General features: G+C 69.3%; 6 protein-coding genes. 5 read left to right on the top strand and 1 reads right to left on the bottom strand.

Features of this window, described 5'->3' with window-relative positions; all coding sequences use genetic code 11:
- Positions 1-83: 83 nt before the first annotated feature.
- Positions 84-686, top strand: coding sequence for a hypothetical protein (locus ACH5AC_RS21975; RefSeq protein ID WP_398863676.1), 603 nt, complete (start codon positions 84-86; stop codon positions 684-686).
- Here the strand turns inward: ACH5AC_RS21975 and ACH5AC_RS21970 are convergent.
- Positions 662-1,816 (bottom strand): hypothetical protein, encoded by a 1,155-nt coding sequence (locus ACH5AC_RS21970; RefSeq protein WP_398863675.1) that lies wholly within the window; start codon positions 1,814-1,816, stop codon positions 662-664. The two genes, ACH5AC_RS21975 and ACH5AC_RS21970, sit on opposite strands and share 25 nt — an antisense overlap.
- Before the next feature lie 350 nt (positions 1,817-2,166).
- Here ACH5AC_RS21970 and ACH5AC_RS21965 point away from each other — a divergent pair, with 350 nt between their 5' ends.
- Genes ACH5AC_RS21965 through ACH5AC_RS21950 form a run of 4 tightly spaced genes read left to right on the top strand, consistent with a single transcriptional unit; the run spans position 2,167 to position 12,345 of the window.
- Entirely contained in the window at positions 2,167-6,090 is a 3,924-nt protein-coding gene (locus ACH5AC_RS21965; RefSeq protein ID WP_398863674.1) for a PglY protein, read from the top strand.
- Positions 6,090-8,888 (top strand): BREX-2 system phosphatase PglZ, encoded by a 2,799-nt coding sequence (gene pglZ / locus ACH5AC_RS21960; RefSeq protein ID WP_398863673.1) that lies wholly within the window; start codon positions 6,090-6,092, stop codon positions 8,886-8,888. The genes ACH5AC_RS21965 and pglZ overlap by 1 nt, the downstream gene beginning before the upstream one ends.
- Positions 8,885-10,219 (top strand): BREX system ATP-binding protein BrxD, encoded by a 1,335-nt coding sequence (gene brxD / locus ACH5AC_RS21955; protein WP_398863672.1) that lies wholly within the window; start codon positions 8,885-8,887, stop codon positions 10,217-10,219. Before pglZ ends, brxD begins: the two co-directional genes overlap by 4 nt.
- A complete protein-coding gene (locus ACH5AC_RS21950) occupies positions 10,216-12,345 on the top strand; it encodes a DEAD/DEAH box helicase (RefSeq protein WP_398863671.1) in 2,130 nt (709 codons plus the stop codon). The genes brxD and ACH5AC_RS21950 overlap by 4 nt, the downstream gene beginning before the upstream one ends.
- Positions 12,346-12,437: the final 92 nt, after the last annotated feature.

Below are 12,437 nucleotides of genomic sequence, written 5' to 3'. Positions count from 1 at the left end.
TCACAAGGCGGATGTGCCGAGCGCGTACGGGGCTGATAGACAACAGAAGTCGAACCGGCCCCGACCGACAAGGACACGAGGACATGCTGCTTGCCGAGCAGGCGCTCGTCCGGCTGAGGCTGCGAGGCCAGGAGGTGCAGGCCGCCGTCACCGTGTTCGCGGACGAGGTCCGCCGCCGCTCCGACGCCGGCCTCGGAGCCGTCGACAGCCGGGCTCTCCTCACCGCCCTGTACGACCTACCCGTGGGCCTCCCCGTACCGCTTGGGTCGCTGGACGCCTACGCCCTGCGGGTGCTCCACGCGGCGCCCCCAGGCGTCGTAGACATGGACATGGACGCCGCCACAGCCGTTCGGCGCTTGGTCCCCGCCGCCCGAGTCGAGCTGGTCCTCGTCCACGGCCCCGACGGCATCCCGCCCCGAGAGTGGGACCCAGCCGTCGGAAACGCCTCACAGTTCGCACCGTTCTGCGCCCGCGGAGTCGTCGTATCAAGTACGGCGGAACCCGAACATGAGCTCGACCTGCTCCTCCTCAAGGCCCGCTATTACGGCGTCGGCGTCGCCACCCAAAGCCCCAAAGGGATGAGCTGGCTCCTGGAACCCGACCCCTACCGCCCTCAGCGGCACTCACCCGCCCAGTGGCTGTTCCACGAGCATGCCTGGCGTCAGCTCGGGCCGGACTGTTCCTGACCCCGGGGTTCCTCCGTCGTGGGCAGCGGCAGAGGGCTCGGTCGGCGCCAGGACTGAAGCACCTTCGGGACCGAGACCTCCGTGTCCGTCTGTGCCGCCAGCAGCCGGTGGTGCTCCCAGGAGTCCGCGAGTTGCTGCCGCCACCAGTCCTCGCGTTCGTGCCCCGGCAGCGTCGAGTCCAACTCATCGTGCAGTGCGTAGAGTTCGCAGACTGTGTGCTGCAGGGCCGCAAGCACATCGGCGTCGCTGTCCGTGAAGCGGGTGAGAGCCGCGCCCTTGCACACAGCGCAATCGCACGTCCACGGATCGACACGGGCGAACCAGTCCTGCAGCGTCGCCACGCGCAGGTAGCGCAGCAGCCGTCGTACCAGCACCACCGTGTACGGCTTGTGCCCGCCGCCCCCGGTGTCGGGCCGCGGAGCCACGCCGAAGCGGAGGACGGCCGATGCCCCGACCGCCGCTCCCAGTGCGCCGTGGGCCATCGCGTCGAAGGCTGCGAGATCGGTCCGCCACAGCAGCAGGCGCGGGCACGAGCGGCACAGCTGCCGTAAGCCTTCAGGTACGCGGGATCGTTTGAGGGGATCCTCATCCGCCTGCATGATCAAAGCCACCGGGTGCCGGCAGCCCCGTATCTGCTCCACGAGATGCAGCAGCGAAACACCCTGCAGCCACCGATAACTGCACGGCAGCAGCACCACGGTGTCCTCGCGGCGAAGCCGGTTCGCGCCCCTGATCACCGCCCTGAGCACCGCCGCGTCACCCGTCTCGTCCGCCGGAATGAAACACGTGGGTGTCACCGCGAACGACGCCTTGTTCTCGCGCTGACCGTCCAGAACCTCGTTCAAGTCCGTCAGGCCCAGCGAACGCCAGCCATAGCTGGTCCTGAGGCCGAAGGGCGCGTCGGCCGTGGCGACCTCCCGTGTGTGGCTCTCCAGGTCCATGGCCACGACCATGCCGGGGAACGCGTTGCGGATCTCCCTGCACCTGACCGGTGCGTCGGCGCCGGTCAGGACCAGCCCTCCTGCCCGGGAGCGGACGTGTGGCAGTACGTCGATCGCCGACCGGTCCCTCACCATGATCAGCAAACGGTCCCGCAACAGTTCGTCGATCCCCTCGATCCCGTCCCCCATGAGATCGTCCCCCTCACGGTCATCAAGGCCGCCCCGCCGCTCCTCACTGTCAGAGCCGCCAGACGAGGCCCGCAAGACCGCCTGCCTGCAGCGGAGCCGTTCCAAGCCACGCCATCCGTGCCACCGTCACGACTCCTTACGCGGCCTGTGCTCGCCGCATACGCCCCTTTCGTCACGCACAGCGACAGCAGTCCGCCCGGTCATTGCCGAACGTGACCGGGGCGTCACCGAACTTGCTCCCGGCCTGGGCGCCAGGCATGCCAAGACTGGCAAGATTGGAGGTCGCGCCCGTGTCAGCGTGGTCCGAGTGCCGTCGAGGCCGTCGAGTGAGTAGAGGGAACGAGAGCCGGATGCCCACCAGTGAGCTCTTCCTGCGGGATGTCATCGAGATCAAGGAAGACGTCCATGCCGGCGACTTCAAGATCGAGCTCTCCAGTGGGTTCACCGAAACCGATGCCCGGATCGCGGAGTACGTGGTCACCGACCAGCTTCAGGACGCCTTCCGCACCGCCCTCGGTCTGGTCAGGACGGCCGTCAGGTCGGGCAACTCGCACGCCGCGTATCTCCACGGCTCCTTCGGCGCCGGTAAGAGCCACTTCCTGACCGTGCTGCACGCCGTACTGAACAATCACCCGGCGGCTCGCGCCAAGCCCCGTCTCCAGGAAGTCATCGCCGACCACGACGACTGGCTGCGCGACCGGCGCTTCTTGATGGTGCCCTACCACCTCGTGGGGGCGACCGACCTGGACTCGGCGCTGCTCGGCGGGTATGTGCAGGCGGTACGTGATCAGGAGGAGGGCAAGCCCACGCCTCCCGTCTACCGGGCCGACGCCATGCTGGCGGACGCCCGGCGGCAGCGGGAGTTCCTCGCCGACGACGCGAAGTTCGTGCAGTGGCTGGGGGAGGGCGCCCTCGCGGTGGCTCCGGGGGGCGCCGTCGCCGCCGCGGAGGAGGACGAGGACGACCTGGAGGTCCTCGACGCGGGTGACGCGCCGGCCAGGAGCAGCTGGACCCCGGCCGACCTCGACCGTGCCTTCGAGGCCCCGGCCGGAGACGCGGACCGCGACGCGCTCGTCTCCGCCCTGCTGTCCGGCCCCATGGCGTCGTATGCCCAGGGTGCGCGTGGCGACAAGGAAGCCTTCCTGCCCTTGGAGAACGGGCTGTCGGTCATCTCCCGGCACGCCAAGTCCCTCGGCTACGACGGCGTCGTACTGTTCCTGGACGAGCTGATCCTGTGGCTGCAGGCGCACATGGGTGAGCAGGACTTCGTCCGTGAGCAGGTGCAGAAGCTGGTCAAGCTGATCGAGTCCGGCGACAGCGACCGGCCGGTGCCGATCGTGTCGTTCATCTCCCGGCAGCGTGACCTGTCGCAGCTGATCGGCTCGGACGTGGCAGGCGCCGACGTCCAGAACCTGGAACAGCAGATCACCTACCTGGCGGGCCGCATCGAGGTCGTCGACCTCGAGGACAGCAACCTGGTGGAGATCATCAAGCATCGTGTGCTCGCACCCAAGCCGGGGATGGAGCAGGTACGCGACGACGCCTTCAAGATCGTGGAGTCGTCGAAGGACGAGGTGCGGCAGGTCCTCCTGGACGCGCACGGGCGCACCGACGCCGACTGGGACGATTTCCGCACGGTGTATCCGCTCTCGCCCGCGCTGCTCAACGTACTCGTCGACCTGTCCGGTGCTCTCCAGCGGGAGCGGACCGGTCTGAAGCTGGTGCAGGAGCTGCTGAAGCGGCGCCGCGACGACCTCAAGATGGGCGAGCTGATTCCCATAGGTGACCTGTGGGACGTCATTGCTCAGCGCAAGGGCGAGGCATTCACCGCCAAGCTGCGCAAGGAATCGGAGATCGCCGACCGGTTCCACGCACGCGTGCAGGCACATCTGCTGCAGAAGTACGGCTCCGCCGACCATCCGCACTACCGGCGTGACGACCGGCTCATCAAGACGCTGCTCCTCGCCGCGCTCGCGCCCAACGTGCCCGCACTGGCGAGGCTGACCGGCGGACGCCTTGCCGCCCTCAACCACGGCACCATCAAGACCCGTGTCGGATCGGCCGGTTCGGTCGCGGCGAAGGCACTGAAGGAGCTGCAGGCCGCGGAGTTCGGTGAGCTGCGGAGCGAGGGCGACAGTACGGGTGACCCCGTCTTCCACCTGCACCTGTCGGACGTCGATGTCGAGCCGCTGCTCGAAGAGGTGCAGGGCAGCGCCGACCAACCCGGTCTCAGGCGGCAGTGGATCAAGGATCAGCTGTGGGCGGCGCTCGGCATCCGGGACACCCAGGCGTTCGTGTGCGAGCGGGACATCGTGTGGCGCGGGACCAAGCGGACCGCCGAGTTCATCTTCGGCAACGTACGGGATCCGCATCTTCCGGACGAACAGTTCCAGCCGCAGACGGACGGCAACATCCGCTTCGTACTGGACTACCCCTTCGACGACGGTCAGCACTCGCCCATGGACGACGTGCAGCGTATCGAGACGCTGCGGCGGGCGGGCAAGGACGAGGCCACCGTCGTATGGCTGCCGGACTTCTTCTCCGAGCAGAAGCTGACCCAGCTCGGACGCCTGCTGAAGATCAACTACCTGCTGGAGCGCGACCGGCTGGACGAGGCCACCGCCACCCGCTCCGCCGACGAGCGCATCCAGATCCGCCACCAGCTCAAGGCACAGAGTGAGAACCTCACCTCTCAGCTCACCGCCGTACTGCAACAGTTGTACGGCATCGCCAAGGCGGATGCGGCCAACATCGGCGCGGAGGTGCCCGAGCGTCAGCACCTGTGGTCCCTCAAGTCCGGCTACACCAGGACGCGGCCCGAGGCGGGGGCCGGCTTCGAACAGAACCTGTTCATCATCGCGGACGAGCTGTACGCCGTGCTCTACCCGAAGCACCCCGACTTCGACCCGGGTGCGACTCCGGGACCCGCACGCCGCGCCGTCACCCCGCGGGAGCTGAAGACCGCCCTCGAATGGATCGGGCGCGCCATGGAGGACGGATCCCGCCGGGTCGTCGTGGACGGGCACCAACTGGCCACCGTCCGGAAGATCGTGCACGCCCTCGGACTTGGTGAAGTCCACGACGGGCCGCTCAACCTGACCTTCGACTGGCGGCTGCGCATCAACCAGAAGGCCGCCGACGCCCAGGCAGGACCGGACTTGTCCGTGGAGGACATCCGCACCTGGATCCGCGAACTCGGCTACACCGGCCTCGACAAGAACGTCGTCAACCTGATCATCGCTACGTACGCGCTGCTCGACGACCGGACCTGGGTCTACCAGACCTCGCCGCTGCCACAGGCCCCCGAACTCGAACGCATCGGCCCCGGCTACGGGCTGCGGGCTGTCGAACTGCCCAGCGAGGAGGAGTTCGCCATGGCCCGGGAGCGGGCCGGGAGGATCTTCGGCGTCCCCGTGCCCCCGGTGCGGTTCGCGCGGAACGTGGCCAAGCTGGCCAGCGGAGTGCTCAAGGAGGCCGCCGAGTACCGCGAGCACGTGGACGGCATGCGGACCTCGCTGCGCAAGCACGCGGAAGCTCTCGGCCTGAGCGGGCCGCACGGAGCGGACGCCCCGCGCATGAAGTCCACCGACGCGGCCGCCGACCTCATCGCCCGGCTGGTACGTCTCGGCGACTCCACCGCGGTCGTCCGCGAACTCGCCGCTGCCGCCTACGACGCGACGGACCAGGAGATCGGGACCGCACTCAAGCAGGCTCCCGAAGTGCTGCGCGCCCTGGACAGCACCAACTGGCGGCTGCTGGCGAGCGTGCGTGCCTTCGCGGAGCGCGACGACAGCGTGGGGGACCGGGCGGCACGGCTGATCGAGGTCCTGCAGGACACGGCGAACGACCATGAGCAGGTGCGGTCCCTCGTGCCCGTGCTCGACCGGCTCCAGGAGCAGGCCCTGGGCCTCGTCAACGAGGTGGCGCGGCTGGCCCAGGTCACCCAGCCCGTAGCGCCGCAGCCCCGGCCGACCGCGGACGATGTCAGCTTCACCGAGCATGGGAAGCCGGCGGTCTCCTCCGACCCGGTCGTGGAGTCCGACGGGCCGCGGCAGTCGGTCACGCGCAACGAGTCTCAGGGCGGTGGCGGCGCGCGTACGTCCCGTCCTCGCACCCCGCATGTGGTGGAGCCGACGCGACTCGAAGCGAACCTCGCAGCCACGCTCGCCGACGTCCAGGACGAGATCAGGCAGTACGTCGAGGCGCATCCCGGCAGCCGGATTCAGGTCTCCTGGCAGCCGGTGCCCGCCGAAACCGAGGAGACCGGGCGCTGATGGCCGCAACCCTGCCGCCGGTCGGCCGCCGTACGGTCGAGGCGCTCCTGGCTGCTTACGCCAAGGGCTTGAAGGACCGCAGGCTCGTCCTGGTGCACGGACGGTACGCGGACAACGCGCCGCCCGAGTTCAGCGTCAAGCTGGGGGAGGACACCCGGCGGGTCCGGGTGAGCCACCAGTCGTCGGTGCTCGGCATCCTCGGCGAATGGGCTGAGCACCAGCAGAAGTCGGCCGACGCCGACCTACTCGTCGTCACCACCGGGGTCGACGACGACCAGCTCGGGTGGGACCTGCGCGGTCATGCGGTGAAACGGCAGACCCTCACCGTGGACAACGCCGAGATCGTCATGCAGCGGTTCGGCGCCACGAGCCTCGACCCGCGCATGTACGCGCGCGAGGAGGCATGGCTGCTCGAAGCCTTGCTCGAGGCCGAGCCCGGCCAGGGCTGGCAACGCGGCCGTGCCGTCCTGACCCGCGACGCTGCCGTGCGCGCCCTCGTCGTGGCCAGACTCGGGCTCGGCGACGACGGGAACACCGGTACGGCGGGGCAGGACGTCGCCGTCGACGCGGACACCCTGCTCGCCTGGTCCCGCACGCCCGCGGGGCCGCTGCGCTTCGCCGAGCTGGAGCAGACCGAGCGCACCGAGATCAAGAAGTGGCTCGGCGAGACCGCCGGCCAGGCGGTGCCCGTCCTCATGTCTCTGGTGGAGGCCGGGCGTGGGCACGACGCGATGGCGCTCGGGCTGCTCGGCGCCGCCCTGCGCGACCCCGCTGCGAGCCCGGACACCGTGCTGGCCCTCGGCGGGCTGTTCGGTCAGGTGATGCCACGCCGCGGTGAGCTTCAGGCATTCACAGAGGCGGTCGAGGGGACGCTGATCCGCTGGATCGGCGAGGCACGTGGCCATTCCGCGGCCCGTCAGCGGGTCTTCGCCGTGCTCGACCGCGCCGACCAGCTGGCCGCGGACGCGGGGCTGACGTCGGGGCTTGCCTCCAGCCGCTTCCTGCCGTCGAGTTTCACGGCACAGCTGCGCCACGTGGCCGCCGCGGCACGGCAGTCACCGGCAGCGGCTCAGGCCGCACTCGACGAGCTGAACGCACACGCGCTCGTGAAGCTGTACGCGGACCGCCACCGGGCAGCCGCCATGGCCGTGCGGATCGCACGCTGGCTCGCTCTCCCCAAGCCCCAAGTCCTTTCTGTCGGGGCAGGAGTCCAGACCCATCTCGCGGACTGGGGTTGGGTCGACCGGGCGCTGGCCGTGCTGTGGGCCGGCGATCCGGGCGGAGATCATGGCGTGGCACAGGACTTCCGCGTCCTGTACGACCTGGCGCAGGCCCAAAGGGAGCGCCTGGACGAGGAGTTCGCCGGGAAGCTGGCCAGTTGGACGGAGAACGCCACCGCTCAGTTCCCCGGCGGCTGCCTGGTCGTCGAGAACGTGCTGTCCGATGTGGTCAAGCCGGTCGCCGCCACGGGCGCGGCACCTCTGGTCCTCGTCCTGGACGGCATGAGCAGCGCGGTTGCCGTCCAGCTCGGTGAGGAGGCCGAGCGCGAAGGCTGGACCGAGGCCGTTCCCAGGCCCTCCGAGGGGCATGCCCTCCGGCGCCTGGCCGCCGTGTCGATGCTGCCCTCGGTCACCGATGTCAGCCGCGCCTCGCTGCTCACGGCTTCAGCCACCAAGGGCGGTCAGGCCACGGAGAGTTCGGGGTTCGCCGCGTTCTGGAAGGCGCAGCGCAGGGAAGCGGTCCTCTTCCACAAGGCCGGCATAGGAGGAGACGCCGGGCGCTATCTGTCCGAGGACGTCGTGGCCGCACTCGCCACCGAAGCGGTCGTCGGCGTCGTACTGAACACCATCGACGACGCGCTCGACAAGGGCCAGCAGGGGCAGCGGACTCGCTGGAGCCTCGACGACATCACCTATCTGCGCGAGTTGCTGGCCGCGGCCAAGGGATACGGCCGCCCCGTCGTGCTGGTCGCCGACCACGGCCATGTGCTGGAGCGTGGCACGAGCGACGGTCCGGCGAACAACGGGGGAGGTGCGGCAGCGGCCAGGTGGCGTACGGGGACGGCCCGTGACGGCGAGGTTCAGCTGACCGGTCCTCGCGTGTGGGAAGGCGGCGGCACCATCGCCGCCCCCTGGCGGGAGGACATCCGGTACACCGGCCGCAGGGCGGGGTATCACGGCGGGGCGTCCCTGGCAGAAGTGACCGTACCGGTACTCGTTCTCCTTCCGGACAAGACACTGATGCCCAAGGCATGGGAGGTGCTGCCGCGCGAGCAGGCGACGCCGGCGTGGTGGCAGTCGTCGGTGCCCGAGCCGGTGGTCGAGCAGATGGCGACGGCGGTCGAGGAGAGGCCGAAAGTGTCGGTCAGGTCCAAGTCCGGCACCAGGCGGGCGCAGCCCGAGGGCGAAGGTCTCTTCGACGAGACCGACCTCGACGTGTCGTCCGGCGAAAAAGCCGCCGCGCGTGAAACCCCCGCCACCCTCGGTGCACGCGTCGTGGCCAGCGAAGTCTACGAAGCACAGAAGGAATACGTGCGGAAGGCGCCCGAGGCCAACGTGGTGGCTGCCGTCATCGACGCACTGGCCGAGGCCGGCGAGACCATGTCGCCGGCCGCGCTCGCCTCCGCCGTCTCCGCGACCGGCCGGGTACGGCGCAATATCGACGGTTTCATCGCGACCCTGCAGCGACTGCTGAACGTCGAGGGATACCCCGTGCTGGGGTTCATCGACGCCGGGCACACCGTCCGACTCGACGTGAAGCTGCTGCGGGACCAGTTCTTCCCGAAGGAGAGAAAGTGAGCTCCGCCCCTGAGGTCAGTGCCGTCCGGCGACGGGAAGTCGTCGACGCGCTGCGTCGCGGCACCGTGCCGCACTCCGGCCTCGATCTCTTCGCCGTCGGTCTCGACCGGTTCACCGGCGCCCTCGACGAGGACGTGGCCACCGTGGCGCGGGGCGGGGCCGCCTTCCATGCCATTCGCGGCGAGTACGGCTCCGGCAAGACCTTCTTCGCACGCTGGCTCGCCGAGCGGGCCAAACGCGCCGGGCTCGCCACGGCCGAGGTGCAGATCTCCGAGACGGAGACGCCGCTGCACCGGCTGGAGACGGTGTACAGGAGGCTCACGGAACGGCTGTCCACGGCGACGCATCAGCCCAACGCCCTGCGCGCGATCGTCGACTCCTGGTTCTACACACTGGAGGAAGAGGTCCTCGACAACGGGGACGTCGACGAGGAGGACGAGACGGCGCTGGGTGAGGCCGTCGACGTGCTGATGGAGCGCAGGCTCACCGAAGTCGCACGCACGACACCCGCGTTCGCCGCAGCCCTACGAGGTTATCGGCGCGCGGTCACCGTCGGGGACGCGGTGACGGCGGAAGCCCTCATCGCCTGGCTCGGCGGCCAGAAGTCCGTCGCCGCCTCGGCTCGCAGAGCTGCAGGCGTACGCGGCGACCTCGACCACTTCGCAGCGCTCGGCTTCCTGCAGGGACTGCTCACCGTGCTGCGGGACTGCGGTCATCCCGGCCTGCTGGTCGTCCTCGACGAGATCGAGACCCTGCAGCGGGTGCGCGGCGACGTACGGGAGAAGGGGCTCAACGCGCTGCGGCAGCTTCTCGACGAAATCGACGCGGGGCGGTTTCCCGGGCTGTTCCTCGTCATCACCGGGACTCCGGCCTTCTTCGACGGTCACCAGGGCGTGCAGCGGCTTCCGCCACTCGCTCAGCGGCTGGCGACCGACTTCACCACGGACCCGCGTTTCGACTCCCCGCGCGCAGTCCAACTGCGGCTCGCCGGCTTCGACCTGGAGCGGCTCGGCGAGCTGGGCAGGCGTGTGCGTGATCTGTACGCGGGGGCAGCCCGCAACCCGGAGCGGATCGGGCAGCGGGTCGACGACGCGTATCTCATGGAGCTCGCGACGGCCGTCACCGGCGGACTCGGCGGCAAGGTCGGCGTCGCCCCTCGTGTCTTCCTGCGCAAGCTCGTCGCCGATGTGCTGGACCGGGTCGACGAGTTCGATGATTTTGATCCACGCAAGCACTACGCGCTCACCATCTCCGACGGTGAGCTGACCGAGGTGGAGCGCAACGCGGCGGTGGGCGCGCGAGCCGACGACATCGACCTGGAGATGCCGTGAGCGGCATCGACGACCTGGAACCCGCGCTCGTCCACCACATCGTCAACACGCTCGGCTGGCCCCGACTGCGCCCCTTGCAGGAGGAGGCCATCGGGCCGCTGCTGGCGGGCGACGACGCGATCCTGCTCGCGCCCACCGCGGGCGGTAAGACCGAGGCCGCGTCGTTCCCGCTGCTGTCGAAGATGGTGTCGCACAGGTGGTCGGGGACCTCGGTCCTGTACGTGTGTCCGCTGAAGGCGCTGCTGAACAACCTGCTGCCCCGGTTGGAGACGTACACCTCGTGGCTCGGGCGCACCGCCGCCCTGTGGCACGGTGACGTCACGTCGATGGCACGGAAGCGGATTCTCGCCGCGCGGCCCGACGTACTGCTCACCACGCCGGAGTCGTTGGAGGCGATGCTGGTGAGCGCCAACGTCGACCACTCCTCCTTCTTCTCCGGATTGCACACCGTGGTCGTCGACGAGGTACACGCCTTCGCCGGGGACGACCGGGGCTGGCATCTGCTCGCGGTGCTGGAGCGGTTGCAGCGCGTCGTCGGGCGTCCCGTCCAGCGCGTCGGCCTGTCCGCCACAGTCGGGAACCCGGAGGAACTGCTGGAGTGGCTCCAGGGATCAGGGGTGGGAAAGCGGCCGTCCACAGTGGTGGCACCGCACCTGGCTGAGCCGAAGCCGGGGACATCGGAAGCGGCGGCACCACCCACGGCGGACATCCAGCTCGACTACGTGGGTTCTGTCGACAATGCCGCCACCATGATCGCGGCCCTGCACCGAGGCGAGAAACGGCTCGTCTTCTGCGAGTCACGCAGGCTCGTCGAGGAACTGGGCGAGAAACTGCGGGCCAAGGGCGTGACCACCTTCCTCTCTCACGCCTCCCTCTCCGTCGACGAACGCCGGCGTGCGGAACATGCCTTCGCCGAGGCCCGCGACTGCGTCATCGTCTCCACGAGCACCCTAGAACTCGGCATCGACGTCGGCGACCTGGACCGGGTCATCCAGATCGATGCCCCGCTCACCGTCGCCTCCTTCCTGCAACGGCTCGGCCGCACAGGACGCAGGCCCGGAACGTCACGCAACTGCCTGTTCCTCGCACTGGACCATGACGGACTCCTCGGCGCGGCCGCCCTTCTCCTGCAGTGGTCGCGCGGCTGGGTGGAGCCCGTCGTCGCCCCGCCGGAGCCGCGGCACATCGTGGCTCAGCAGCTTCTCGCGCTGTGCCTTCAGGAATCGCAGGTCGGTGACCGTCTCTGGCAGGAGTGGTGGAACGGCCTCGGCCCGTTCGGCCAGTCCGCCGAGCCGATCGTCCGGCACTTGGTCGACAACGGCTACCTGGACCAGGACGGAGGGCTCCTGTTCATCGGGCCCGAGGCCGAACGGCGCTTCGGGCACCGGCACTTCATGAACCTCACGGCGGTGTTCACCGCACCTCCGCAGTTCACCGTGGTGCAAGGCCGTCGGGAGATCGGCAGGACGGACCCCAGTCTGCTCACCGAACGGATCGATGGACCACGGCGGTTGCTCCTGGCCGGGCGGAGCTGGCAGGTCACGTACATTGACTGGAAGCGCAAGCGGTGCTTCGTCGAACCCGTCGACGGCGGCGGGAGAGCGAAGTGGAGCGGTGCCGGGCTCGACTTCGGTATTTCCTTCGAGCTGACGCGCGCGGTACGGGAAGTGCTCCTCGGGACGAATCCGTCGGTGGACCTCACGGCGCGTGCGGAGAAGTACCTGGCCGAAGCACGGGAGCACTTCATGGAAGAGGTGCATCCCGGAGGCACGGTGATCACCCGCGGCTCCGGCGGGTATATGAAGTGGTGGACATGGGCCGGCCGTCGGGCGAATGCCACGCTGGCAGCGACGCTTGCCGAGGTCGCCGTGCCTGCCCAGCAGATCAACGACTGCTGGATCCGTCTGCGTGAGGACCTCGGTCCCGAAGCTTGGAAGCAAGCCTCGGCCGCCGCTCCAGACCACCTGTGTCTGCCGGAGGTCGACGAGCGGGCGGTCAAAGGACTGAAGTTCGCGGATGCACTGCCGCCCAGGCTCGCCGAATCAACGCTGGCGAGGCGGCTGGCGGATCTGGAGTCGGCAGCGCAAGTGCTCTCGGAACCTGTGCGCTTCGTTATGCGTCCATGATGAGTACCTGGTCCCCGTCAGCAGTCGTGTCAGGTCGTCAGGCTTCGGGCACGGCCACTCCGTCACCGAACCGGCGCCGCCACCGCGTAGCT

The sequence above is a fragment of the Streptomyces sp. NPDC018693 genome (assembly GCF_044391385.1).
Lineage (GTDB): Bacteria > Actinomycetota > Actinomycetes > Streptomycetales > Streptomycetaceae > Streptomyces.
Note: the sequence above shows the minus strand (reverse complement) of the source record. Positions and strands in the feature narration are given on the sequence as shown.

What these genes read in the sequence shown, in the direction of transcription:
- ACH5AC_RS21975 (WP_398863676.1), top strand. Translation starts at nt 84, where the DNA reads ATGCTGCTTGCCGAGCAGGCGCTCGTCCGGCTGAGGCTGCGAGGCCAG.
- ACH5AC_RS21970 (WP_398863675.1), bottom strand. Translation starts at nt 1,816, where the DNA reads ATGGGGGACGGGATCGAGGGGATCGACGAACTGTTGCGGGACCGTTTG.
- ACH5AC_RS21965 (WP_398863674.1), top strand. Translation starts at nt 2,167, where the DNA reads ATGCCCACCAGTGAGCTCTTCCTGCGGGATGTCATCGAGATCAAGGAA.
- pglZ (WP_398863673.1), top strand. Translation starts at nt 6,090, where the DNA reads ATGGCCGCAACCCTGCCGCCGGTCGGCCGCCGTACGGTCGAGGCGCTC.